Origin of the sequence: Streptomyces murinus (assembly GCF_002154555.1) — a bacterium.
Classification (GTDB): Bacteria; Actinomycetota; Actinomycetes; order Streptomycetales; family Streptomycetaceae; genus Streptomyces; species Streptomyces murinus.
Map to the genome: position 1 here is coordinate 19,649 of NZ_MUNF01000004.1, position 22,494 is coordinate 42,142.

The window sequence follows — 22,494 nt, forward strand, 5'->3', positions numbered from 1 at the left end:
GGGGAGAGCATGGACGAGGGGAACGGCGTTCCGCAGGGGGCGGAGCCGGCGGGAGCGGCGGGGGCCGGACCGATACCGGACGGCGACTTCGAACTGGCCAAGCCGGAGCGGCCCAGCCCGCTGCACGAACCGGATCCCTACAGCACCCCGCCCTACGGCGAACCGGGCCCCTGGGCCCCCGCCCCACCGGTCCAGCACCCGGTGGCCACCCCGGCGCAGGGCACGGTCATGACCCCGCCGGCGGTGGGCGCCGCCGTACCCCCGGAGCCCGCACCGGCACCCATCGCACCCGCGCCGCTCACCGCACCCGCTGCACCCATCGCACCCGCGCCGCCCACCACATCCATCACACCCGCGCCGCCCACCATGCCCACCGCACCCCCGGCGCCCGCGTCCGCGTCCCTGCCCGCCCGGCAGCTCCCGGCCGACCCCTGGGGGCGCTACGACCCCTGGGCCGCGGGGCCGCTCCAGCAGCCCGGGGCCGTGGCGGTGCACGGGGGACGCCCCCGGCGGCGGCGTGCCGCGCTCGGCTGGACGCTCGCCCTCGCCCTGGTCGCGGCCGGGCTCGGCGGGCTCGTCGGCGGCTATGTCGAACGCGAAGGGATCGGGGGCGAGGTGACCCTGCCGGGGGCCAAGGGCGGGCCCGCCGGGCGCGCGCCGGACAGCGTGGCCGGGATCGCCGCCCGCGCCCTGCCCAGCGTCGTCACCCTGCATGTCGCCGGCACCGACGAGGAGGGCACCGGCACCGGCTTCGTCCTGGACGACCGCGGCCACATCCTCACCAACAACCATGTCGTCGCGCCCGCCGCGTCCGGCGGCAAGATATCCGCGACGTTCAGCGACGGGACCTCCGTCAAGGCCACCGTCGTCGGCCGGGACAGCGGCTACGACCTCGCCGTGGTCCAGGTCAGCGGCGTGCACGGACTCACCCCGCTGACCCTCGGCGACTCCGACGACGTCCGGGTCGGCGACCCCGTCGTCGCCATCGGCGCCCCCTTCGACCTGGCCAACACCGTCACCGCCGGCATCATCAGCGCCAAGGAGCGGCCCATCACCGCGGGCGGCGAGAAGAGCGACGGCAGCGATGTGTCGTACGTGGACGCCCTCCAGACCGACGCGCCGATCAACCCGGGCAACTCGGGCGGGCCGCTGCTGGACTCCCGGGCCCATGTCATCGGCATCAACTCCGCCATCCGCTCCGCCGACAGCGGCTCGGAGACCGAGAGCGGCCAGGCCGGCTCCATCGGACTCGGCTTCGCCATACCGGTCAACCAGGCCAAGCGCGTCGCCGAGGAACTGATCAATGACGGCCGTGCCACCCACCCGGTCATCGGCGTCGACCTCGACATGGGGTACTCCGGCGACGGCGCCCGCGTCGACAGCCGGGCCCCGGACGGCGGCCCCGCCGTCCTCAAGGGCGGACCGGCCGAGCGGGCCGGGCTCAAAGCGGGTGATCTGATCACCGAGGTGGACGGCGAGCCGGTGCACACCGGGGCGGAGCTGATCATCAGGATCCGCGCCCACCAGCCCGGCGACCGGCTGCGGCTGACGGTCGAACGCGGCGGGACCGAGCGGGAGGTCTCAGTCGTCCTGGGCACCGCGGACCAGAACTGACACAAGTCTCACCTCGGGACGGTACCGGTCGGACCAGAACGCCGGGTACCGTTGAGCGACCGAGGACATCGCAAGGAGCGTCAGGTGTTCAATGACATAGGGCCAATGGAGCTACTGACGATCATCGTCATCGCGGTGCTCGTGTTCGGTCCGGACAAGCTCCCCAAGGTCATCCAGGACGTCACCCGGACGATCCGGAAGATCCGCGAGTTCTCGGAGAGCGCGAAGCAGGACATCCGCAGCGAGCTGGGCCCCGAGTTCAAGGACTTCGACTTCGAGGACCTGAACCCCAAGACGCTCCTGCGCAAGCAGCTCGGCAATGACGAGCTGGGGCTCCAGGAGATCCGCAACGGCTTCGACCTGAAGAAGGAGATGGCCGAACTCACCGACGCGGTGAACGGCCGTGACACCGGGTCCTCGTCCTCGGCCTCCTCGTCGTCCTCCTCCGACTCCGCCGCGGCCACGCCGTCCACCGGCGGGAAGATCGACATGACGAAGAAGCCCGAGGAGTCCGAGAAGGACGACCGGCCGCCGTTCGACTTCGACGCCACCTGAGCCGCCCCCGCCCCGCCTGACATACCGACACGCGCACGTGACGCACGTCATGGCGCGCGCCCGTCCCGAACGGCCTGAACAGGTCGTTCGGGGGACCCCGGTGACAGGTGCCTGCCCGGCGGCTCTCAGCGGTGTGGATATGCTGCCGAGTTGTTGTGCGGACCGGACGAGTACGCCCGAAGGGGGGCGGGCCGTCGCTTCGGTCCGACGAGCGCGAGGAGGCGTCCGGGCAGATGGAGACGACGAGTCGGGTGGGCGCGACGGCGCCGGCCACGGAGGGCGGACAGGGCCTCGCCGCCGACCGCGGCACGGTCGACGGTTACCTGCGGGCGCCCTTCCCCTGGTACGGGCTCGACGAGGCGTTCACGGGGCCGCGTTGGCTGATGCAGGTCGGCATGGCGTCCGACGGCGCCGTGGAGCACGGAGCGATCGGGCACGGTGACACGCCGTCCGTGCTGCACGAGGGTGTCTCCGCGGAGCCCCGGGAGAAGTTCGCGGCCGTGGTGACCGTCGCGGCGCATCCGTCCCGGCGGGTGGCCGACGGTTCGGGGCTGCTGGAGGCGACGTCCGTGTCGTCGGCGGCATGGCTCGCGGGCGTGGGGCTGCTGTCCTTCACCTGGCCCGGGCAGATGGATCACGCGCTGCGCGACGACTGGCTGGAGCAGCAGACCGAGGCGGCCTGGGAACTGGCCGACGATCTCGACGGGCCGGAGTGGTCCAGGCTCTCGCTCCCGGTGGACGGGGTGGCCTCGTCCTTCCGCTACCGGGAGTCGGAGTTCGGCTGGGTGCTGGCCGGGTCCACGGAGGCGGGGGTGCATCTCGGCGCGTACGGGCGGGGGATGAGCGCCTACGGGCTCGGGTTCGCCGTGGTGAAGGACATCTCCGCGTACGTGTGACCCCAGGGGCGCCGGGTGCTGTCGGCGCCCCCTTCCTGTGCCGTACGGCTCAGAACTTGTTCCTCGGGGTCAGCCCCAGCGACATGCCCGACAGGCCGCGCTGGCGGCCGCCCAGCTTGCCCGCGATGGAGCGCAGGGCGCTGCCGGCCGGGGAGTCGGGGTCGGTCAGGACGACCGGCCTGCCCTCGTCGCCGCCCTCGCGCAGCCGGACGTCGATGGGGATGGAACCGAGGACCGGGACGCTCGTGCCCGTCGTACGGGTGAGGCCGTCGGCGACCATCTGACCGCCACCGGTGCCGAAGACGTCGACCATCTCGCCGCAGTGCGGGCAGGGCAGGCCGGACATGTTCTCGACCACGCCGACGATCTTCTGGTGGGTCTGCACCGCGATGGAGCCCGCGCGCTCGGCCACCTCGGCGGCCGCCTGCTGCGGGGTCGTGACGACCAGGATCTCGGCGTTCGGGACCAGCTGGGCCACGGAGATCGCGATGTCGCCGGTGCCCGGCGGCAGGTCCAGGAGCAGGACGTCCAGGTCACCCCAGTACACATCGGCCAGGAACTGCTGAAGGGCGCGGTGCAGCATCGGGCCGCGCCAGACCACCGGCGCGTTGCCCGGCGTGAACATGCCGATCGAGATGACCTTCACGCCGTTCGCCGACGGCGGCATGATCATGTTCTCGACCTGGGTGGGCCGCCCCTCCGCGCCCAGCATGCGCGGCACCGAGTGGCCGTAGATGTCGGCGTCCACGACGCCCACCTTGAGGCCGTCGGCCGCCATCGCCGCCGCGAGGTTCACCGTGACCGAGGACTTGCCGACGCCGCCCTTGCCGGAGGCGACCGCGTAGACCCGGGTGAGGTTGCCCGGCTTGGCGAACGGGACCTCGCGCTCGGCCTGGCCGCCGCGCAGGGCCGCCGCCAGCTCCTTGCGCTGCTCGTCGCTCATCACGTCGAGCGTGACGTCCACACCGGTGACGCCCTCGACGCGGGAGACCGCCTCGGTGACCCGCTGGGTGATGGTGTCGCGCATGGGGCAGCCGGAGACCGTCAGGTACACGGTGACCGCGACCGTGCCGTCCTCCCCGATCTCCACCGATTTGACCATCCCCAGTTCGGTGATGGGGCGGTTGATCTCGGGGTCGTTCACCGTCGCCAGTGCCTCGCGCACCGCGTCTTCCGTAGCCATAAGGACGATGGTACGGCGCGCCGAGGGCCCTCCGGGTAGCCCTTCAGCGGTCGTCTGCGTCACGTCCCGGCGGGCGTTCCGTCCGTTCCGCCGGGAATACGACCGGGCCGCCGTGACCGCGCCGCTCCTCCATCTCCTTGAGCATGTCCTGGAGCTCGGCCCGGATCCAGTCGCGGGTGGCGACCTCGCCCAGACCGATGCGCAGCGCGGCGATCTCCCGGGTCAGGTACTCGGTGTCGGCGATCGACCGTTCGTTCTGCTTGCGGTCCTGCTCCAGGTTGACCCGGTCCCGGTCGTCCTGCCGGTTCTGCGCGAGCAGGATCAGCGGCGCGGCGTAGGACGCCTGGAGGGACAGCGCCAGGGTCAGGAAGATGAACGGGTACTCGTCGAACCGCAGATGCCGGGGCACGACCACGTTCCACAGCACCCAGAGGATGATGACGATCGTCATCCAGACGATGAAGCGTCCCGTGCCGAGGAACCGGGCGATCCGCTCCGACAGCCGCCCGAAGGCCTCCGGGTCCCACTCGGGCAGGAACCGGCGCCGGGGCGGGCGCGGCTGGTCGAGCCGGGGCGTGCGCGGGCGGCCGGCGGCCGTGGCTCCGGCGGGCGTGCGGTCCCGTTCGCGCTCAGGAGGCATGGCCGGCCCCCTTCTCGCCCTCGGGGCTCTCCTCCAGATGGAACTCGGTCTCACGCCAGTCGTCGGGCAGCATATGGTCCAGTACGTCGTCGACGGTCACCGCGCCCAGCAGCGACCCGGCCTCGTCCACCACGGGCGCGGCCACCATGTCGTAGGTGGCGAAGAACCCGGCGATCACCGGCAGCGAGGCGTCCGGGGACAGTGGCTGGAGATCGTCGTCAAGGAGCGAGCTGACCAGGGTGTACGGGGGGTCGCGCAGCAGCCGCTGGAAGTGGGCCGTGCCCAGGTACTTGCCGGTCGGGGTCTCGTCCGGCGGACGGCAGACGTAGACCTGGGCGGCGAGCGCGGGGGAGAGGTCGGGGTTGCGGACGCGGGCGAGCGCGTCGGCGACGGTGGCGTCCGGGCGCAGCACGATCGGCTCGGTGGTCATCAGACCGCCGGCCGTGTGCTCCTCGTACGACATCAGGCGCCGCATGTCGGCCGCGTCGCCGGGCTGCATCAGGCTCAGCAGCCGCTCCTTGTCCTCCTCCGGCAGTTCGGAGAGCAGGTCGGCCGCGTCGTCCGGGTCCATGGCCTCCAGGACGTCGGCCGCGCGCTCCTCCTGGAGCTTGCCGAGGATCTCGATCTGGTCGTCCTCCGGCAGCTCCTCAAGGACGTCGGCGAGCCGGTCGTCGTCCAGGGCGGCGGCGACCTCGGCGCGCCGCTTGGGGGAGAGGTGGTGCAGCACATTGGCGAGGTCGGCGGGGCGCAGCTGCTCGAAGGTGGCGAGCAGGTTCTCGGCGCCCTGTCCGTGCTCCTCCAGGGAGAACCCGGCGACGCCGGACCAATCCACGGTCATCGTCTCGCCCTTGACCCGGCGGAACGCGCTGCCTTTGCGGCCCTTGCGGACGAAGACGCGGTCGATCTCCCAGTCCCGGCGCGCGGGCAGCTGCTGCACGGACATGTCGAGGACGGTGGCCTCCTCGCCGGTCTCCACCAGGGTGACCCGCCGGTCCAGCAGCTCGCCGAAGACCAGCCGCTCGGTGGGCCGCTGCTCGAAGCGGCGCACGTTCATCACACCGGTGCTGATGACCTGGCCGGACTCGATGCCGCTGATCCGGGTCATGGGCAGGAAGATGCGGCGCCGGGTGGACAGTTCGACGACGAGGCCGAGCACCCGCGGGGGCCGCTTGCCCACCCGCAGCATCACGACGAGATCGCGTACCCGCCCCACCTGGTCGCCGTTCGGATCGAAGACGGGGACCCCGGCGAGGTGCGAGACGAAGATCCGGGGGGCGCCGGCTGCCATGGTTCTGCTTCCTTGTCAGGGAACGTGCGTACGAGGTTTACATCGAGGGTCTGCGCGAAGTGGTCGAAGTGGTTTGCGACCGGGATTGCTTTTGTCGGTGAATTGCTCGGATTTGCCCGCACGGTTGCGCTTCAGGCTAGCCCGTACCGCTCGGATACGCCCTGGTGGGGGGTCCGGACGGACTGGCTCCGCCGGGTGCCCCGGGCACCGGTACGCTGCGGTACGCCGCTGAAGGAACCGTCGGAAAGGCGACCTCACCTGTGACTGCGATTCCCCTCGGCCGTACCCGTCCGGTGACCGCGCTGTGCGTGCTGGCCGTGACGGGCGCGGCGGTGCTGACCGGATGCGGCGGCGGCGATCCGGACGCGGGCACGAACGGGGTCGGCAAGCTGTCCGCCGACAAGATCCAGGCGCGCACGCGGTCCGCGGCGCAGGGTGCCTCGGCGGTCCGGCTGTCCGGGACCGTGGTGACCAGCGGCCGTACGTACCGGCTCGACATGCGCCTCAAGGACGACGGCGGGACCGGCTCGGTGACCTCGGGCGCCGACACGTTCAGGCTGCTGCGGGTCGGCACCCAGCTGTATCTGAAGGCCGACGCGGCCTTCTGGGCGCAGCCGGACAGCAAGGGCGGCGACGGGAGCGGGGCGGCGGCCAAGCTCGACGGGAAGTACGTGAAGGTGCCGCAGGGGGACCCCGCGTACAAGAAGTTCAGCGGCTTCACGGACAAGGACGTCCTCCTCTCGGGTCTGCTGACACTGCACGGCTCGCTGGCGACCGACGGACGGCACACCCTGGCGAGTACCCCGACGGTCCGCATCACGGGCGACCACGGCTCCGGCGGCACCCTCGACGTCTCCCTCAAGGGCACCCCCTACCCCCTCGCCCTCACCCGCGCGGGCCACGCGGGCACGCTCCGCTTCTCCGACTGGGGCGCGAACTTCACCGTCACCGAACCCAAGGACTCGGAGACGGTGGACTACGGGCAGCAGCTGCCGACGTCGTAGCGGGGCAGACGCGCCAGGGGTACGAGGGTTGCGGCCCCCTAGGGTCCTTACCGCCCCTTACGGCGCTTCGCGAGCAGCTTCGGCAGGGCCGCCGGCACCGGCCGGCGCGTGGTCACCGGGGTCGGCACCGGTCTTTGCGCCAGATCGCCCTCGGGCAGCGCGGCCACCGCACCCGTCGGCACCAGGCGCAGCACCCGGCACTCACGCGCCCAGCGGTCCGTCATCACCTCGGCGTCGGGGGCGTTCAGCCGCTTGCCCTTGAGCTCGGCGACCGCCGCCTCCCACTGCGGGGTGCCGGGCGCCTGCTCGCTCACCGCGGCCGTGAAGGAGACCAGCCGGCCCCCCTTGTCCTTGCTGCGCACGGTCACCTCGGCGGTGCCCCCGTCGGCCAGCCCCGTCAGCGGCTGCTCCCCGGGCCCGTCGCCCACCAGGCACACCGCGCCCTCGTGCCACACATGCCACACGGCATGCGCGGCGGACGCCTGCGCGCCCCGCACCCACAGCAGGCCGGACTTCTTCGCGGCCTCCTCGATGAGGGCCCGCGTGAGCAGCTCGCTTGTCATGCGTCCACCCTATCCACGCCGCTCACAGCCATCCGTTGCGCTTCAGTACCCGGTGGATGCCGACACACACGGCGACCGTGAAGGTCAGCACCATGGGGTAGCCGTACTTCCAGTGCAGTTCCGGCATGTGCTCGAAGTTCATCCCGTACACACCGGTCACCATCGTCGGCACGGCGATGATCGCGGCCCACGCGGTGATCTTCCGCATGTCCTCGTTCTGCGCGACCGACGCCTGCGCGAGGTTGGCCTGGAGGATGGAGTTGAGCAGTTCGTCGAAGCCGACGACCTGCTCATGGACGCGGGCGACATGGTCGGCGACGTCCCGGAAGTACTTCTGGATGTCCGGGTCGATCAGCCGCATCGGCCGCTCGCTGAGCAGCTGCATCGGCCGCAGCAGCGGGGCCACCGCCCGCTTGAACTCCATGACCTCGCGCTTGAGTTGGTAGATCCGCGCGGAGTCCACACCGCGCGAGACACCGCCCCGGCCGGGCGAGAAGACCTCGGTCTCCACCTCGTCGATGTCGTCCTGCACCGCGTCGGCCACCGCGATGTACCCGTCCACCACATGGTCGGCGATCGCGTGCAGCACCGCCGAGGGCCCCTTGGCCAGCAGCTCGGGGTCGTCCTGGAGCCGGTGCCGCAGCGCCCGCAGCGAGCCCTGGCCGCCGTGCCGCACGGTGATGAAGAAGTCCCGGCCGGTGAAGCACATCACCTCGCCGGTCTCCACGACCTCGCTGGTCGCGGTCAGCTGGTCGTGCTCGATGTAGTGGATGGTCTTGAAGACGGTGAACAGCGAGTCGTCGTAGCGCTCCAGCTTCGGCCGCTGATGCGCCTGCACCGCGTCCTCGACGGCGAGTGGGTGCAGCCCGAACTCGCCCGCGATACCGGCGAATTCGGCCTCCGTCGGCTCATGCAGCCCGATCCACACGAAGCCGCCGTCGCGCCGCACCTGCCGCATGGCCTCCTGCGGGGTGAGCGGCTTCGCGCTGACGAGGCGCCGGCCGTCGCGGTAGACGGCGCAGTCGACCACGGCCGACGGGGTGGCGGGGTCACGCGTGGTGTCGTACGACGCGGACGGCGCGCTCGTGGCCTTGCGCGGCGAGACGCGGGAGGGACGGACCACGGCGCGCAGGTCGCGGATCATCGACATGGGCAGGCTCCTTCGCGACAGGCAACGAAAGACCGCCGACGACGGGTGGAACTACCCGGAATGGGGACGTCCTCCAGGAATTTCCCCGGCCGGGGGCGGGGGAAGGTGTTTGGCTCGTCCACAAAGCGGGGAGCACCGCACCGTTGCGGTGGCGATTTCGCTGCTGATGCAGAACTGATGCAGATCAGGCAAAGCGAGACGAAGTGCTCTTCCGAACAGTGACGCGCACGGGAAGGCGGCAGCCGGCCAGAACGAAAACCGGTCAGTGGCTACGACAGCCAGTGACTACATTCAGCGGGCGGAAGAGCGAGTGGTACTACCAGGTCGACTTCGATCCATGACAGCCCCACCTCCTCCGGCCGGTCCCTCGTAAGGGAGTTCCCAGGGTTCCGGGCTTGACAGCGTGCTTGGCACGCCGCCCCGAACCGCCGGCTCAGAGTACCAGCCGCCCTTGCTGTCAAGGTGCCGCTTTGCCCGCTGCTGACGAGTTCTATGCTCACTGCATGGTTGATGTTCTTCCTCTGGTCGAGGCACGGTTGACCACCGCCCTGGGCACTCCGGACGCGCGCGCGGCCGTCACCTTCCTCGGCACGGACCGCATCGAGGTGCTCCGTTTCACCGAGGGGGACGTCGTCCGCTACGCGACCCTCGGCATGTCCGCGCACCCCATGAGCGACCCCACCGCGCTGGTCGCCGACCCCGTCGAGGGCCCCCGCGCCGAACTGGTCCTGTCCGTGCGCGCGGGCGTCGCCGACACCGACAAGGTGCTCCGCCCGCTCGCCGTGCTCGCCGCCTCCCCGCAGGTCGAGGGGCTGATCGTGACCCCGGGCGCCTCCCTGGACGTGGGCGATCCGCTGTGGCCCGGCGCCCCCTTCACCTCGGTCCTGGTGGGCGAGGGCGGCGGACTGGTCGAGGATCTGGAGCTGGACGATCCGCTGGATCCCGTACGGTTCCTGCCGCTGCTGCCGATGACCCCGAACGAGGCCGCCTGGAAGCGGGTGCAGGGCGCCCAGGCCCTCCAGGAACGCTGGCTGACGCACGGTACGGACCTGCGGGATCCCGTCCGCAGGTCCGTACCGCTGGAGTGAGCAAGCTCACCTGGCGACGGGTCAGTTGGCGAAGACCGTGACCCCGTCCTCGGTGGCGTGCCGCGGTGCCAGCTCCTCGGCCTCGTGGACGAGGGAGCGGCGCCGTACGGCCACCACCACGGCGCCCAGCAGCGCGGTGACCGCCGCCACCACGAACGGGATGTGGATGTCGGTCCACTCCTCGATCTTCGGCGCGAAGTAGGGCGCGGCCGCCGCCGCGAACCAGCGGACGAAGTTGTAGCCCGCGCTCGCCACCGGGCGCGGGGCGTCCGAGACGCCGAGCGCCAGCTCGGTGTAGACGGTGTTGTTCACCCCGATGAAGGCGCCGGACAGGATGGTGCAGACGATCGCGGCGGTGTGGCTGCCGTAGCCGAGCACCAGGACGTCGGCCGCGAGCAGCACCAGCGAGCCGCCGAGCACCTTCAGCGAGCCGAACCGCTCCTGCATGCGCGGGGCGACGACCACCGAGAACACCGCGAGCAGCACACCCCAGGCGAAGAACACCGCGCCGGAGCGGTACGGGGTCATGTTCAGCACGAACGGGGTGAAGGCCAGCACGGTGAAGAACGTGTAGTTGTAGAAGAACGCCGAGACCGCCGCCGAGGCAAGGCCGCCGTGGCCGAGCGCCTTGAGCGGGTCCAGGATCGAGGTCTTGCGGGCCGGCTTCGGCTGCTCCTTCAGGAACACCGTGATGCACAGGAAGCCGATCGCCATCAGCGTGGCCGTGCCGAAGAAGGGGTAGCGCCAGCTGATGTTGCCCAGCACCGCGCCGAGCAGCGGGCCGCAGGCCATGCCGAGGCCGAGCGCGGACTCGTAGAGCAGGATCGCCGCCGCGCTGCCGCCGGCCGCCGCGCCGACGATGACCGCGAGCGCGGTGGAGACGAACAGCGCGTTGCCGAGGCCCCAGCCCGCCCGGAAGCCGACCAGCTGGCCGACCGTGTCCGAGGTGCCGGCGAGACCGGCGAAGACGACCACGAAGGCGAGGCCGAGCAGCAGCGTCTTCTTGCCGCCGATCCGGCTGGAGACGAAGCCGGTCAGCAGCATCGCGACCGCGGTGATCAGGAAGTACGAGGTGAAGAGCAGGGACACCTGACTGGGTGTGGCATGCAGGCCCTGCGCGATCGACGGCAGGATCGGGTCGACCAGGCCGATGCCCATGAAGGCGACGACGGAGGCGCCGGCCGTGGCCCAGACCGCCTTGGGCTGTCGCAGGATGCTGCCGGCTCCCGCGTCTAGGGGATCCATGTGCTTCTCCCGTTCTGCTGGATAGCGCGTAGGTGGCTGACCGGTTGCCGGCCAGATAGTTGGCTTATGCACATACTAAGTTAGCTCTGCTAATTAATGCAAGATGCATCTACTTGACCTGGTCAGGGCGCCCGGACGGGTGATCGTCCTTGACGTGGACGGGCCGGGGTAGGACCGTGGAGCCCTATGAGGGGCGAACCCAGTTGCCCGCGCTGTGGTGGCCGGGTCAGGGCTCCCGGTCTCTTCGCCGACACGTGGCAGTGCGATGCCCACGGGGCGGTGTTTCCGCTACAGCCCGTGATCCCGCCCAGCGTCGAGGCCCTCGGCGCGGTGGCGAAGCGCACGCATGTCCCGCTGTGGATGCCGTGGCCGCTGCCGGTCGGCTGGCTCTTCACGGGCGTGGCCTACGCGGGCGACGACCGCAGCGGCGGCCGCGCGACCGCCGTCGCCTGCTCGGGGCCCGGCCCGCTCGGCGGCCCCGGGGAGCTGATCCTGGTCGCGGAGGAGATGGGCGTCGGCCTCGGCGCGCGCTACGCGGGCATCGACGGCCCGGACCCGGGGCCGTACATGAACGTCGAGAAACCACCCCAGACCAAGGTGCTCGCCGCCGGCCGCCCCACACCCCTGTGGCACGTCTACCGCACCCCGGACGACCGCGCCGTCTTCGCCGGGGAAGCGCTCGGCATGTGGCTGTGGGCGGTGCTGTGGCCCGAGCAGGCGGGCCTGCTGCTGTACGACGAGCTGGTCCTGACCGATCTGCGCGACGCGGGCGCCGAACTGGACCTGGCACCCTGCGGGGCGCTGTCACCCCGGCTGCTGCGCCCCTAGGGGCTGTAGGGGGTCGGGCTGTAGGGGGCGTACCTCGGGATCGGTCGTGACAAAGCGGGTGTCCCGGCCGGTTATCCTGAGGTGTCCTCTTCCGTCCCGGGCCCGTCTGGAGTCACCGTGCGCATCGATCTGCACTGTCACTCCACGGCGTCCGACGGCACGGACACCCCCGCCGAGCTGGTGCGCCATGCAGCCGCGGCCGGTCTGGACGTCATCGCGCTGACCGACCACGACACCACCCGCGGCCATGCCGAGGCCATCGCCGCGCTGCCCGCCGGGCTCACCCTGGTCCCCGGCGCCGAGCTGTCCTGCCGTATCGACGGCATCTCGATGCACATGCTGGCCTACCTCTTCGACCCCGAGGAGCCCGCTCTGCTCGCCGAGCGCGAGCTGGTCCGGGACGACCGGGTGCCGCGGGCCAAGGGCATGGTCGCCAAGCTGAACGCGCTGGGCGTGCCGGTCACCTGGGAGCAGGTCGAGCGGATCGCCGCCGGCGGCTCGGTCGGGCGCCCGCATGTGGCGTCCGCGCTGGTCGAGCTGGGCGTGGTGAAGACGGTGAGCGACGCGTTCACCGAGGAGTGGCTCGCCGACGGCGGCCGCGCCTACGCGCCGAAGCACGAGACCGACCCCTTCGAGGCGATCCGGCTGGTCAAGGCCGCGGGCGGGGTCTGTGTGTTCGCGCACCCGGCCGCCGCCAAGCGGGGCCGCACCGTCCCCGAGTCCGCGATCGCCGAGATGGCCGCGGCCGGCCTGGACGGCATCGAGGTCGACCACATGGACCACGACGCCGCCGCCAAGGACCGGCTGCGCGGCCTGGCGAAGGAGCTGGACCTGCTGGTCACGGGCTCCTCGGACTACCACGGCAGCCGCAAGACCGTCGCGCTCGGCGACTACACCACCGACCCCGAGGTGTACGGGGAGATCACCCGCCGGGCGACCGGCGCGTTCCCGGTCCCGGGGGCCGGCGGAGCCTGAGGCCGCCTCCGCGGCCGACGCGCGCTCACACCCTCAGTTCTTCTTCTTCAGCAAGGCCAGTACTTCCGCATGTTCGACATCGCCGTCTTCGGCTCTCTGTTCCTGACCCTTTTTGTCATCATGGATCCCCCTGGGATCACCCCGATCTTCCTCGCCCTGACCGCGGGCCGGCCGGCGAAGGTGCAGAAGCGGATGGCGTTCCAGGCCGTCTGCGTCGCGTTCGGGGTCATCGCCGTCTTCGGCGTCCTCGGGCACCAGATCCTCGACTATCTGCATGTGTCCGTGCCCGCCCTGATGATCGCGGGCGGTCTGCTGCTCCTGCTGATCGCGCTCGACCTGCTCACCGGCAAGAACGACGAGCCGAAGGCGACCAAGGACGTCAATGTGGCGCTGGTGCCGCTCGGCATGCCACTGCTCGCGGGGCCCGGCGCGATCGTGTCCGTCATCCTGGCCGTGCAGAAGGCCGACAGCGTGAGCACGCAGATATCCGTGTGGGTCGCGATCCTCGCGATCCATGTGGTGCTGTGGCTGGTGATGCGCTACTCGCTGCTGATCATCCGGGTCATCAAGGACGGCGGCGTGGTGCTGGTGACGCGGCTCGCGGGCATGATGCTCTCGGCGATCGCGGTGCAGCAGATCATCAACGGGATCACCCAGGTGATCCACGGAAGCTGACGCTCAGGTGATCCGGGGGGACCGCGCCGTCGTATACGGCTCGGTTCCCCCGGAAGGCTTGAGCGGGAACCCCGTTACGAGGCCGGGGTCTCGGCCGGGCGGATCCACAGGCGCTGCCCCACTGCGGCGGCCTGTTGAACGATCCGGTTGACGGAGGCGGCGTCCACGACGGTGCTGTCCACGGTGGTGCCGTCGACCTCGTCGAGTCGCATGATTTCGAAGCGCACAGGCTTCTCCCTTCGTCTGGTCATCCTCCTGCGGAGAACTACTTGGCGCGCCGGATGTGTATCCGGCGTCGTACTGAGTCAACGTGCCGCGTGTTACAAACATTCCCTACGCTAAAGAAATTTTTCGAACGCCTAACTACTGACCGGTAGGTGGTCGTCGGTGACCGTATGAGATCGCCTGGGACCGACCGGGAGCAGTTGTGTTCACAGTGTGACGGCGAGGAGAATGGGGGGCGATGAACGACGACCTGGCGCATCTCGCCACCCGCATCGACCGTACGAATGAGCTGCTCGAACGCATGCTCGCCGAGGTGGCGAAGACACCCTCGACCCACGCGATCTTCGTGGACGCCGGGTATCTGTACGCGGCCGCGGGCCGCCTGGTCGCCGGGACGGAGGACCGCCGGGCCTTCGACGTCGACGCCGAGGGCCTGATCGACGCGTTGATCGACCGCGCCCGCACCGTCTTCGCGGACAGCCGGCTGCTGCGCGTCTACTGGTACGACGGCGCCCGGCGGCGCATCCACACCGCCGAGCAGCAGTCCATCGCCGAACTCCCCGACGTCAAGGTCCGCCTCGGCAACCTCAACGCCAACAACCAGCAGAAGGGCGTCGACTCCCTCATCCGCACGGATCTGGAGTCACTGGCCCGGCACCGCGCCATCAGCGACGCGGCCCTGCTCGGCGGCGACGAGGACCTGGTCTCCGCGGTCGAGGCCGCCCAGGGTTACGGCGCCCGCGTCCATCTGTGGGGCATCGAGGCACCCGAGGGCCGCAACCAGGCCGAGCCGCTGCTGTGGGAGGTCGACAGCCAGCGCACCCTGGACCTGGAGTTCTTCAAGCCGTACGTCTCCCGGCGCACGGCCGCCGCCTACGAGGCCGGAGCCGGGGCCCGGCCCACCCGCGAGGACGTCCGCTTCGTCGGCGCCCAGATCGCCGCAAAGTGGCTGGCCTCCCGGGGCCGCGACGCCCTGGTCGAGCTGCTGCCGGGCCACCCCTATCTGCCCGGCTCCGTCGACCAGGACCTGCTGGTCGAGGCCGAGGGCCTGCTCCAGTACTCCCTGCGCGGCCAGGCCGATCTGCGCCGGGCCCTCAGGGACGGGTTCTGGGACCACTTGCAGGCGCAGTACTAGCGATCGCCCCCGGTGCCGTCCCAGAAGTCGGCGAGAGCGCGGGCGGTCTCCAGCGGGCGCTCGGTGTTGGGGGAGTGCTCGGTGCCGTCGATGATCGTGCGGTGCGCGCCGAGCCGTATCGCCATGTCGTCCAGCAGCGGCACCGGCCAGGTGTCGTCGTACGCGCCCGACACGACATGGAACGGCAGTGCCAGGGCGGCCAGTTCCGCGACCCGGTCCGGCTCCGCGCACAACTGACGCCCGGCGGCGAGGAGTTGGGCGGGCTTCGTGCCCATCCAGCGGCGCCGCATGTCCTCCTGGATGCCCGGGGCGTCACCCGGCTCGGGCGTCCCGGTCTGCTCGGGCGCCTCCATCTCCCGCATCGCGTCCCACACTTGCGCCATGGTCAGCACGGCGAGCGCGTCCCGCAGCAGCCGTACCCGCTCCCGCTGGGACTCCGAGATCCGCGCCGGTCCCGATGCCATCAGGGTCAGTGACCGGAAGGGCGTGTGGTCCAGCAGGACGGCGGCGCGGGCGACCTGGCCGCCGAAGGAGTGGCCCAGCAGATGCACCGGCTCGCCGAGCGCCGCGGCCTGCGCCAGCACATCCGCCGCCAACTCGCCCTGCGCGTAAGCCGATTCGTCGCCCTCGGGGCCTTCCGACTCGAACTGCCCGCGCCCGTCCACGGCCACGGTCCGGTACCCGCGCTCGGCCAGCGGCACATGCAGCGGGTTGAAGTCCTCCTTGCTGCCGGTGAACCCGGGCAGCAGCAGGACGACCCCCTTCGCCTCGACCCCCTCGGCCACCGGAGCGTCGACGACGGCGAACTCCCCGCGCGCGGTGTCCAGCGCGTACGCACGGGCGCCGGGGGGCGGTACGAAGGTATCGGGCCTGCTCATGGGGGAGAGATTAGCCGGAGGGTGCCGGGGGGACGCCGACGGCCCGGTCCACCTCGGTGGACCGGGCCGTCAGAGACTGCGGCGGCGCCGGATCAGGCTTCCGGTGCCTCCACGGCGGCCGTCGCCTTGCGGGTGCGGCGGCGCGGCTTGACCTCCGGCTCGCCGGTGGCCTGCGCCGGGATCTCCGCGGTGGCCGTCTCGGCGACGGCCTTACGGGTCCGCCGCGCCTTCGGAGCGGCCGGCTCGACCCCGTCGGCCGTTTCCACGGCGGCGGCGGTCTTGCGCGTGCGGCGGGGCTTGGCCTCGGTGGCCTCGGCGGTGTCCGTCGCGGTCTCGGCCGTCGCCGCGGTCTTGCGGGTGCGGCGGGGCTTGGCCTCGGCCTCGGGGGCGTCGGCCTCCGGCTTGGCGGCGGCGGTCTTGCGGGTGCGGCGCGGCTTGGGCTCGGCCTCGGCCGCGTCCGTCTCCACCGCGTCCGTCTTGGCGACGGCCGCCTTGCGGGTACGACGTGCCTTGGGCTCCGCCTCGACGGCCTCGGCCTCGGCGACCGGCTCCGCGGCCTTGCGCGTACGGCGACGCGGCGCGGCCTCGGTGCCCTCGGCTGCCTCGACGGCGGCGGCGGTCTTGCGCGTGCGGCGGGGCTTGGCCTCGGTGGCCTCGGCGGTGTCCGTCGCGGTCTCGGCGGCGGCAGCCGTCTTGCGGGTGCGGCGGGGCTTGGCCTCGGCCTCGGGGGCGTCGGCCTCCGGCTCGGCGGCGGCGGTCTTGCGGGTGCGCCGCGGCTTGGCCTCGGCCGCGTCCGTCTCCACCGCGTCCGTCTTGGCGACGGCCGCCTTGCGGGTGCGGCGCACCTTGGGCTCCGCCTCGACGGCCTCGGCCTCGGCCTCGGCGGTGACCGCGGGAGCCTCGGTGGCCTTGCGCGTACGGCGACGCGGCTTGGCCTCCTCCACCGTCTCCACCTCGGCCTCGGCGACCGGCTCGGCCGCCTTGCGGGTACGACGGCGCGGCTTGGCCTCCGCCTCGGGCTCCACGACGACGGCCGGGGCCGGCGCCGGGGTCTCCACGACGGCGCTCTCCACCGGCTCCGCCGCCACGGGCTCCGCGGCCTTGCGGGTACGACGGCGACGCGGCTTCTCGACGACCTCCGCGACCTCCGCCGCGGCGGGGGACGGGGCGGCCACGGGCGCCTCCTGCGGCGCCTCGGTGCTCACCTCGACGACCGGCGTCACCGCGGCCGGCGCCTGGGCGCCGTTGCGGGTGCGACGACGACGGCGCGGGGTGCGGGTCGCCGACTCCTCCACGGACGTGGACTCGGCGGCCGGTGCCTGCACGGCCGCGTCCATCGGGGCGCCGCCCCGGGTGCGACGGCGACGGCGCGGGGTGCGCGCCGGACGCTCCTGCTCGGCGGCGGGGGACTCGGCACGGTCCTGGCGGTCCTGGCGGCCACCACGACCACGGTCGCGGTCACGATCACGGTCGCGGCCACGGGAGCCGCGTCCGCCGGTCTCGCCCAGGTCCTCCAGCACCTCTGCGTCCAGACCGGCACGGGTCCGCTCCGAGCGGGGCAGTACGCCCTTGGTGCCCGCGGGGATGCCGAGGTCGGAGAACAGGTGCGGGGACGTGGAGTACGTCTCCACCGGGTCGTTGAAGTCCAGCTCCAGCGCCTTGTTGATCAGCTGCCAGCGCGGGATGTCGTCCCAGTCCACGAACGTGATCGCCGTACCCTTGGCGCCCGCGCGGCCGGTGCGGCCGACGCGGTGCAGGTACGTCTTCTCGTCCTCGGGGGACTGGTAGTTGATGACGTGGGTGACGCCCTCGACGTCGATACCGCGCGCGGCGACGTCGGTGCAGACGAGGACGTCGACCTTGCCGTTGCGGAACGCGCGCAGCGCCTGCTCGCGGGCGCCCTGGCCGAGGTCGCCGTGGACCGCGCCGGAGGCGAAACCGCGGCGCTGGAGCTGCTCGGCGATGTCGGCGGCCGTGCGCTTGGTGCGGCAGAAGATCATCGCGAGGCCGCGGCCGTCGGCCTGGAGGATGCGCGCGATCATCTCCGGCTTGTCCATGGAGTGGCCGCGGTAGATGAACTGCTTGATGTTCGCGACCGTCGCGCCCTCGTCGTCCGGCGCGGTGGCGCGGATGTGCGTGGGCCGGGACATGTAGCGGCGGGCGAGGCCGATGACCGCGCCCGGCATGGTCGCCGAGAACAGCATGGTCTGGCGCCTGGCCGGAAGCATGCCGATGATCTTCTCGACGTCGGGCAGGAAGCCCAGGTCGAGCATCTCGTCGGCCTCGTCGAGGACGAGGGACTTGATGTGCTTCAGGTCGAGCTTCTTCTGGCCCGCGAGGTCGAGCAGTCGGCCCGGGGTGCCGACGACGACGTCGACGCCCTTCTTCAGGGCCTCGACCTGGGGCTCGTAGGCCCGGCCGCCGTAGATGGCCAGCACGCGCACATTACGGACCTTGCCGGCCGTCTGGAGGTCGTTGGTGACCTGGGTGCACAGCTCGCGGGTGGGGACGACGACCAGCGCCTGCGGGGCGTCCGTGAGTGCGTCGGTGGTGGCGCGTCCGGCCTCGACATCGGCGGGGACGGTCACGCGCTCCAGGAGGGGGAGGCCGAAGCCCAGCGTCTTGCCGGTGCCGGTCTTGGCCTGGCCGATGACGTCCGTGCCGGAAAGGGCGACGGGAAGCGTCATCTCCTGGATGGGGAAGGGATTGACGATGCCGACGGCCTCCAGGGCCTCGGCGGTCTCGGGGAGAATCCCAAGGTCTCGAAACGTCGTAGTCAGGGTGCTGCCTCTTCTGTGTGGCGCGGTGCGAGGCGAGCGCGGGGGGTCAGGACTGACCTGCCGGGGACGTCGGCTGCCGTACAGGCGTACCTGTCAAGGCAAGCCGTAGACAGGGGACCTCGGCCGACGCTCTAGCGCTCGTACCGCTGAGGGTGTCCCTCCGGTCGTCGTACGTATGGAGCCGTACGGCCACGGAGGTCTGTCGGGTCGGAGCCGATCGGGCCACCGACCGGGCATCCTCATGCGTGCGCCCTGTCGGAACACGTCGAACACCGTCGACGCACTCCCAGGCGCATTACCACCATACCCCGGATCCACGCACATGCGATGGCCGAATTGGTCACGTAGTGGTGGTCACAGTGATCGACCGGGGGCTTGAGGGGGGCGCCAAGCGGGCTATTGTGCGCCTCATGACTAGCTCTGACAAGCCTGAGAACGCGTCCGCCGCCCCCGTTCCGACCGGTGTCGCCGCGCAGGACTGGGCGCAGGCCGCCGCCGAGCCGCACTACCGCGCCGCCGTCGTGGATCTGCTCGGGGCGCTCGCCTATGGAGAGCTCGCGGCGTTCGAGCGGCTCGCGGAGGACGCGAAGCTGGCGCCGACCCTCGGGGACAAGGCCGAGCTGGCGAAGATGGCGTCGGCCGAGTTCCACCACTTCGAGCGGCTGCGGAACCGGCTGACGGAGATCGGCGAGGACCCGACGGGGGCGATGGACCCGTTCGTCGCCGCGCTGGACGGCTTCCACCGGCAGACGGCGCCCTCGGACTGGCTGGAGGGCCTGGTCAAGGCGTACGTCGGCGACTCGATCGCGAGCGACTTCTACCGGGAGGTGGCGGCGCGGCTCGACATCGACACCCGGGAACTGGTGCTCGCGGTGCTCGACGACACCGGGCACGCGGAGTTCGCGGTGGAGAAGGTGCGGGCCGCGATCGACGCCGATCCGCGGGTCGGCGGGCGGCTCGCGCTGTGGGCGCGGCGGCTGATGGGTGAGGCGCTGTCGCAGTCGCAGCGGGTGGTGGCGGACCGGGACGCGCTGTCCACCATGCTGGTGGGCGGGGTGGCCGACGGGTTCGATCTGGCCGAGGTGGGGCGGATGTTCACGCGGATCACGGAGGCGCACACCAAGCGGATGGCCGCGCTGGGTTTGGCGGCGTAGCGCCCTCATAGGGGGTGGTTGCGGAGAGTTGCGCGGCTGCGGGTGAGTTGTGGCTGGTCGCGCAGTTCCCCGCGCCCCTGAGGGGCGCTGCTTACGCCGTCAGGGAGCGGCGGGCGCGTGACGGGCGCAGGAGCAGGGACAGGGAGGCGGCCGAGATGATCGCCGCGCCCAGGAAGGGCACGAGGGTGAAGCCCGAGCCCAGGGCGCTGTGGGTGACGAAGTCGCCCAGGAGGGCGCCCGCGGTGCCGGTCGAGTAGACCAGGGGGCGGTTCGGGAGGCGGTGGGCGAGGCGGACGGTCGCCGCCCAGGCGAGCAGGAGACCGAGCACGGCGGTGCCGAGTGCTTCCAGGATCATGACGGGGGTCCCTCCCACGGCCGGTCTGCCTTGAACGGTCGTAGCCCGTCTTACCCGTGACCTGCGGACTGCAATCCTCCGCTATGGAGGAGTTGTGTCGTTACTGTGTGCGAATCCGCTCGGCGTCATCCGCTCAGCACAAGGGCCCGGCGGCCGAATGCCGCCGGGCCCTTGCCATGGCCTTGACTACAGCGCGCCGAAGCCCACCTTGCGCACGGTCGGCGCGCCGAGCTCCACGTATGCCAACTTGTCCGTCGGCACCATGACCTTGCGGCCCTTCTCGTCCTCAAGGGTCAGCAGCTGCGTCTTCCCGGCGAGTGCGTCGGACACCAGGCGCTCGACCTCCTCGACGCTCTGACCGCTCTCCAGAACGATCTCGCGGGGCGCGTGCTGCACGCCGATCTTGACCTCCACGGCTTTGTCCCTCCGACGGTCAGTTATGTGCGCGATCTTCCGCGCCGTACCAGCACACATTAGCCCGGTGAGGGGACGTGCACGCGGTCGGCCGGGAACGCCAACAGCGAACACCGTCCGGGAATGAACACCGTGACGCGACTCAGTGGTGCTCGTTCGCGACTCAGTGGTGCTCGTTGCCGTGCAGCGGGAAGCCCGCGATGCCGCGCCAGGCGAGCGAGGCGAGGAGCTGTACCGCGTTGTCGCGCGGCACACTGCGATCGCTGTGCAGCCAGGAACGGGCCACCACCTGGGCGAGCCCGCCGAGACCGGAGGCGAGCAGCATGGACTCCGCGCGCGAGAGGCCGGTGTCCTCCGCGATCACCTCGCAGATCGCCTCGGCGCACTCGGTGGTCACCTTGTCGACGCGTTCGCGCACGGCGGGCTCGTTCGTCAGGTCCGACTCGAAGACCAGCCGGAAGGCGCCGCCGTCGTCCTCCACATAGGCGAAGTAGGCATCCATGGTCGCCCGCACCCGCTGCTTGTTGTCGGTCGTCGACGCCAGCGCGCCGCGCACCGACTGGATCAGCGCCTCGCAGTGCTGGTCCAGCAGCGCGAGGTAGAGGTCGAGCTTGCCCGGGAAGTGCTGGTAGAGCACCGGCTTGCTGACGCCGGCCCGCTCGGCGATGTCGTCCATCGCCGCGGCGTGGTAGCCCTGTGCGACGAAGACCTCCTGGGCCGCGCCCAGCAACTGGTTCCGTCGGGCTCGGCGCGGCAGCCGGGTGCCGCGCGGGCGTGCTGCCTCTGTTTGCTCGATGGCTGTCACGCCGCCTCCCAATGTCGTCCACATGCGGTGTCGACCGCGCGGCCATCGTACTTTTCGGTAACCGTGGTGTGCGCGGTGCGAGCGCAGAATTTCATGTACCGGACGACGGCGAAAGCCGAGTCACGCGGTCGATCAGCGGTAGTCGTCCTCGTCGAGCGAGACCACGCGCGCCTGTTCGAGCAGATCGGCCTCGTTCGCCCGGTCCTTCTTCTCCGCCGTCAAAGTGTCGTCGCGCTCGGGCCGGACATCGGCCTGCTGCTCGACGGCGTCCACTTCCGGCTCCTCGACGCCCAGCTCGGGGGCCGTCTCCTCGTCCAGTTCCTCGATGGTGTCGGGCTCGGTCGGATCCTGGGCCATGATGGGCTCCCTTCCTACGACGTCCCTGGGCACGGCAGGGGCCACACGCGGGTGCCCTCTGCTACGAGCCTAGGAGACGGCCGATCCGGACGCCATGCCGTGCGCGCCCGTCCGCGCCCCGGTTGTCCCCCGCGGAACGGCTCATGCGCGGAACGGCTCATTCTGTGACGGCGAACACACGAACCCCGGTGTGATCACCTCGTAACATTGCCCGCATGTCTTCCACCGAGTCGCCCTCCGCGCCGGCCGCCAGCGTCCTCCCCAGGGTGGCGCCCGTCCGGGTCGGCGACGGGGAGCGGCTGCGGACGGTGGGCCTGCCGGGGGTCACCCTGTCGGTGCGCTACCGGCCGCCCGTGCGCGAGGACCTGCCGCGCGCCCTGTATGTGCACGGGCTCGGCGGCTCCTCGCAGAACTGGTCGGACCTGATGGCCGAGCTGGACGGCGTCGTCGCCGGCGAGGCGATCGATCTGCCGGGATTCGGCGACTCCCCGCCCCCGGACGACGGCGACTACTCCGTCACCGGGCACGCGCGGGCCGTCATCCGCTACCTGGACGCCTCCGGGCACGGCACCGTCCACCTCTTCGGCAACTCGCTCGGCGGCGCGGTCACCACACGGGTGGCCGCCGTACGCCCCGATCTGGTGCGCACCCTCACGCTGATCTCGCCCGCGCTGCCGGAGCTGCGGA

General features: G+C 71.4%; 24 protein-coding genes. 11 read left to right on the plus strand and 13 right to left on the minus strand.

What is annotated here, in order from left to right; all coding sequences use genetic code 11:
• Positions 1 to 9 precede the first annotated feature (9 nt).
• From CCN72_RS00385 to CCN72_RS00395, 3 genes are all read left to right on the plus strand, one after another.
• The gene (locus CCN72_RS00385) at positions 10 to 1,614 is read left to right on the plus strand and encodes a S1C family serine protease (RefSeq protein WP_086805825.1); all 1,605 of its coding nucleotides are present in this window, start codon (positions 10 to 12) and stop codon (positions 1,612 to 1,614) included.
• Between the two features lie 84 nt (positions 1,615 to 1,698).
• Positions 1,699 to 2,169, plus strand: coding sequence for a sec-independent translocase (locus CCN72_RS00390; RefSeq protein WP_085566409.1), 471 nt, complete (start codon positions 1,699 to 1,701; stop codon positions 2,167 to 2,169).
• A gap of 233 nt (positions 2,170 to 2,402) precedes the next feature.
• Positions 2,403 to 3,065, plus strand: a complete 663-nt coding sequence (locus CCN72_RS00395; RefSeq protein WP_167408625.1) for a hypothetical protein — start codon at positions 2,403 to 2,405, stop codon at positions 3,063 to 3,065.
• Positions 3,066 to 3,114: 49 nt separating this feature from the next.
• Here the strand turns inward: CCN72_RS00395 and CCN72_RS00400 are convergent, their stop codons facing one another.
• The 3 genes from CCN72_RS00400 to CCN72_RS00410 are packed head-to-tail and all read right to left on the minus strand — an operon-like array spanning position 3,115 to position 6,176.
• The gene (locus tag CCN72_RS00400) at positions 3,115 to 4,248 is read right to left on the minus strand and encodes an Mrp/NBP35 family ATP-binding protein (RefSeq protein ID WP_086805827.1); all 1,134 of its coding nucleotides are present in this window, start codon (positions 4,246 to 4,248) and stop codon (positions 3,115 to 3,117) included.
• A gap of 43 nt (positions 4,249 to 4,291) precedes the next feature.
• Positions 4,292 to 4,888, minus strand: a complete 597-nt coding sequence (locus tag CCN72_RS00405) for a DUF1003 domain-containing protein (protein WP_085566412.1) — start codon at positions 4,886 to 4,888, stop codon at positions 4,292 to 4,294.
• Positions 4,878 to 6,176, minus strand: coding sequence for a magnesium transporter MgtE N-terminal domain-containing protein (locus tag CCN72_RS00410; protein ID WP_086805828.1), 1,299 nt, complete (start codon positions 6,174 to 6,176; stop codon positions 4,878 to 4,880). Before CCN72_RS00410 ends, CCN72_RS00405 begins: the two co-directional genes overlap by 11 nt.
• Before the next feature lie 260 nt (positions 6,177 to 6,436).
• On the opposite strand from CCN72_RS00410, the gene CCN72_RS00415 reads away from it, so the two are divergent.
• A complete protein-coding gene (locus CCN72_RS00415; RefSeq protein WP_208637881.1) occupies positions 6,437 to 7,180 on the plus strand; it encodes a hypothetical protein in 744 nt (247 codons plus the stop codon).
• Between the two features lie 47 nt (positions 7,181 to 7,227).
• Here the strand turns inward: CCN72_RS00415 and CCN72_RS00420 are convergent, their stop codons facing one another.
• Positions 7,228 to 7,743, minus strand: coding sequence for a hypothetical protein (locus tag CCN72_RS00420; RefSeq protein ID WP_086805829.1), 516 nt, complete (start codon positions 7,741 to 7,743; stop codon positions 7,228 to 7,230).
• A 22-nt stretch (positions 7,744 to 7,765) separates the two neighbouring features.
• Positions 7,766 to 8,893, minus strand: a complete 1,128-nt coding sequence (locus CCN72_RS00425) for a magnesium and cobalt transport protein CorA (protein WP_086805830.1) — start codon at positions 8,891 to 8,893, stop codon at positions 7,766 to 7,768.
• A 503-nt stretch (positions 8,894 to 9,396) separates the two neighbouring features.
• Here CCN72_RS00425 and CCN72_RS00430 point away from each other — a divergent pair.
• Positions 9,397 to 9,981: a suppressor of fused domain protein gene (locus CCN72_RS00430; RefSeq protein ID WP_086805831.1), complete on the plus strand. Its 585-nt coding sequence runs from the start codon at positions 9,397 to 9,399 to the stop codon at positions 9,979 to 9,981.
• 21 nt (positions 9,982 to 10,002) lie between these two features.
• On the opposite strand, the gene CCN72_RS00435 is transcribed toward CCN72_RS00430, so the two are convergent.
• A complete protein-coding gene (locus CCN72_RS00435) occupies positions 10,003 to 11,226 on the minus strand; it encodes an MFS transporter (protein ID WP_085566417.1) in 1,224 nt (407 codons plus the stop codon).
• Between the two features lie 186 nt (positions 11,227 to 11,412).
• Here CCN72_RS00435 and CCN72_RS00440 point away from each other — a divergent pair, with 186 nt between their 5' ends.
• The 3 genes from CCN72_RS00440 (at position 11,413) to CCN72_RS00450 (ending at position 13,704) form a co-directional block, all read left to right on the plus strand.
• Positions 11,413 to 12,054, plus strand: coding sequence for a DUF6758 family protein (locus CCN72_RS00440; RefSeq protein ID WP_085566418.1), 642 nt, complete (start codon positions 11,413 to 11,415; stop codon positions 12,052 to 12,054).
• A 117-nt stretch (positions 12,055 to 12,171) separates the two neighbouring features.
• Positions 12,172 to 13,029 carry a PHP domain-containing protein gene (locus CCN72_RS00445; protein WP_086805832.1) on the plus strand — a complete coding sequence of 286 codons (858 nt, stop codon included), beginning with the start codon at positions 12,172 to 12,174 and terminating at the stop codon, positions 13,027 to 13,029.
• 69 nt (positions 13,030 to 13,098) lie between these two features.
• Positions 13,099 to 13,704, plus strand: coding sequence for a MarC family protein (locus CCN72_RS00450; protein WP_085566420.1), 606 nt, complete (start codon positions 13,099 to 13,101; stop codon positions 13,702 to 13,704).
• A 74-nt stretch (positions 13,705 to 13,778) separates the two neighbouring features.
• Here CCN72_RS00450 and CCN72_RS39485 read toward each other — a convergent pair whose 3' ends face one another.
• The gene (locus CCN72_RS39485; protein WP_086805833.1) at positions 13,779 to 13,931 is read right to left on the minus strand and encodes a hypothetical protein; all 153 of its coding nucleotides are present in this window, start codon (positions 13,929 to 13,931) and stop codon (positions 13,779 to 13,781) included.
• A 236-nt stretch (positions 13,932 to 14,167) separates the two neighbouring features.
• Between CCN72_RS39485 and CCN72_RS00460 the strand changes: the two genes are divergently transcribed.
• Entirely contained in the window at positions 14,168 to 15,064 is an 897-nt protein-coding gene (locus tag CCN72_RS00460; protein ID WP_037660039.1) for an NYN domain-containing protein, read from the plus strand.
• On the opposite strand, the gene CCN72_RS00465 is transcribed toward CCN72_RS00460, so the two are convergent.
• Positions 15,061 to 15,942 carry an alpha/beta fold hydrolase gene (locus CCN72_RS00465; RefSeq protein ID WP_086805834.1) on the minus strand — a complete coding sequence of 294 codons (882 nt, stop codon included), beginning with the start codon at positions 15,940 to 15,942 and terminating at the stop codon, positions 15,061 to 15,063. The two genes, CCN72_RS00460 and CCN72_RS00465, sit on opposite strands and share 4 nt — an antisense overlap.
• Before the next feature lie 92 nt (positions 15,943 to 16,034).
• Complete coding sequence (locus CCN72_RS00470; protein ID WP_107430042.1) at positions 16,035 to 18,629, minus strand: DEAD/DEAH box helicase; 2,595 nt, start codon at positions 18,627 to 18,629, stop codon at positions 16,035 to 16,037.
• A 503-nt stretch (positions 18,630 to 19,132) separates the two neighbouring features.
• On the opposite strand from CCN72_RS00470, the gene CCN72_RS00475 reads away from it, so the two are divergent.
• Positions 19,133 to 19,876 carry a ferritin-like fold-containing protein gene (locus CCN72_RS00475; RefSeq protein ID WP_172624620.1) on the plus strand — a complete coding sequence of 248 codons (744 nt, stop codon included), beginning with the start codon at positions 19,133 to 19,135 and terminating at the stop codon, positions 19,874 to 19,876.
• Positions 19,877 to 19,967: 91 nt separating this feature from the next.
• Here the strand turns inward: CCN72_RS00475 and CCN72_RS00480 are convergent, their stop codons facing one another.
• From CCN72_RS00480 to CCN72_RS00495, 4 genes are all read right to left on the minus strand, one after another.
• Positions 19,968 to 20,231: a hypothetical protein gene (locus CCN72_RS00480; RefSeq protein ID WP_085566425.1), complete on the minus strand. Its 264-nt coding sequence runs from the start codon at positions 20,229 to 20,231 to the stop codon at positions 19,968 to 19,970.
• Positions 20,232 to 20,417: 186 nt separating this feature from the next.
• Positions 20,418 to 20,645, minus strand: a complete 228-nt coding sequence (locus CCN72_RS00485) for a DUF3107 domain-containing protein (RefSeq protein WP_085566426.1) — start codon at positions 20,643 to 20,645, stop codon at positions 20,418 to 20,420.
• Between the two features lie 163 nt (positions 20,646 to 20,808).
• A complete protein-coding gene (locus CCN72_RS00490; protein ID WP_046421389.1) occupies positions 20,809 to 21,450 on the minus strand; it encodes a TetR/AcrR family transcriptional regulator in 642 nt (213 codons plus the stop codon).
• Between the two features lie 132 nt (positions 21,451 to 21,582).
• Positions 21,583 to 21,807: a hypothetical protein gene (locus CCN72_RS00495; protein ID WP_085566427.1), complete on the minus strand. Its 225-nt coding sequence runs from the start codon at positions 21,805 to 21,807 to the stop codon at positions 21,583 to 21,585.
• A 215-nt stretch (positions 21,808 to 22,022) separates the two neighbouring features.
• Between CCN72_RS00495 and CCN72_RS00500 the strand changes: the two genes are divergently transcribed.
• Positions 22,023 to 22,494: alpha/beta fold hydrolase (locus tag CCN72_RS00500; RefSeq protein ID WP_143664015.1), on the plus strand; the 472-nt coding region annotated here is incomplete at its 3' end.

What these genes read in the sequence shown, in the direction of transcription:
- CCN72_RS00385 (WP_086805825.1), top strand. Translation starts at nt 10, where the DNA reads ATGGACGAGGGGAACGGCGTTCCGCAGGGGGCGGAGCCGGCGGGAGCG.
- CCN72_RS00395 (WP_167408625.1), top strand. Translation starts at nt 2,403, where the DNA reads ATGGAGACGACGAGTCGGGTGGGCGCGACGGCGCCGGCCACGGAGGGC.
- CCN72_RS00400 (WP_086805827.1), bottom strand. Translation starts at nt 4,248, where the DNA reads ATGGCTACGGAAGACGCGGTGCGCGAGGCACTGGCGACGGTGAACGAC.
- CCN72_RS00405 (WP_085566412.1), bottom strand. Translation starts at nt 4,888, where the DNA reads ATGCCTCCTGAGCGCGAACGGGACCGCACGCCCGCCGGAGCCACGGCC.
- CCN72_RS00410 (WP_086805828.1), bottom strand. Translation starts at nt 6,176, where the DNA reads ATGGCAGCCGGCGCCCCCCGGATCTTCGTCTCGCACCTCGCCGGGGTC.
- CCN72_RS00420 (WP_086805829.1), bottom strand. Translation starts at nt 7,743, where the DNA reads ATGACAAGCGAGCTGCTCACGCGGGCCCTCATCGAGGAGGCCGCGAAG.
- CCN72_RS00425 (WP_086805830.1), bottom strand. Translation starts at nt 8,893, where the DNA reads ATGTCGATGATCCGCGACCTGCGCGCCGTGGTCCGTCCCTCCCGCGTC.
- CCN72_RS00430 (WP_086805831.1), top strand. Translation starts at nt 9,397, where the DNA reads ATGGTTGATGTTCTTCCTCTGGTCGAGGCACGGTTGACCACCGCCCTG.
- CCN72_RS00435 (WP_085566417.1), bottom strand. Translation starts at nt 11,226, where the DNA reads ATGGATCCCCTAGACGCGGGAGCCGGCAGCATCCTGCGACAGCCCAAG.
- CCN72_RS00440 (WP_085566418.1), top strand. Translation starts at nt 11,413, where the DNA reads ATGAGGGGCGAACCCAGTTGCCCGCGCTGTGGTGGCCGGGTCAGGGCT.
- CCN72_RS00450 (WP_085566420.1), top strand. Translation starts at nt 13,099, where the DNA reads ATGTTCGACATCGCCGTCTTCGGCTCTCTGTTCCTGACCCTTTTTGTC.
- CCN72_RS00460 (WP_037660039.1), top strand. Translation starts at nt 14,168, where the DNA reads ATGAACGACGACCTGGCGCATCTCGCCACCCGCATCGACCGTACGAAT.
- CCN72_RS00465 (WP_086805834.1), bottom strand. Translation starts at nt 15,942, where the DNA reads ATGAGCAGGCCCGATACCTTCGTACCGCCCCCCGGCGCCCGTGCGTAC.
- CCN72_RS00470 (WP_107430042.1), bottom strand. Translation starts at nt 18,629, where the DNA reads ATGACGCTTCCCGTCGCCCTTTCCGGCACGGACGTCATCGGCCAGGCC.
- CCN72_RS00475 (WP_172624620.1), top strand. Translation starts at nt 19,133, where the DNA reads ATGACTAGCTCTGACAAGCCTGAGAACGCGTCCGCCGCCCCCGTTCCG.
- CCN72_RS00480 (WP_085566425.1), bottom strand. Translation starts at nt 20,231, where the DNA reads ATGATCCTGGAAGCACTCGGCACCGCCGTGCTCGGTCTCCTGCTCGCC.
- CCN72_RS00495 (WP_085566427.1), bottom strand. Translation starts at nt 21,807, where the DNA reads ATGGCCCAGGATCCGACCGAGCCCGACACCATCGAGGAACTGGACGAG.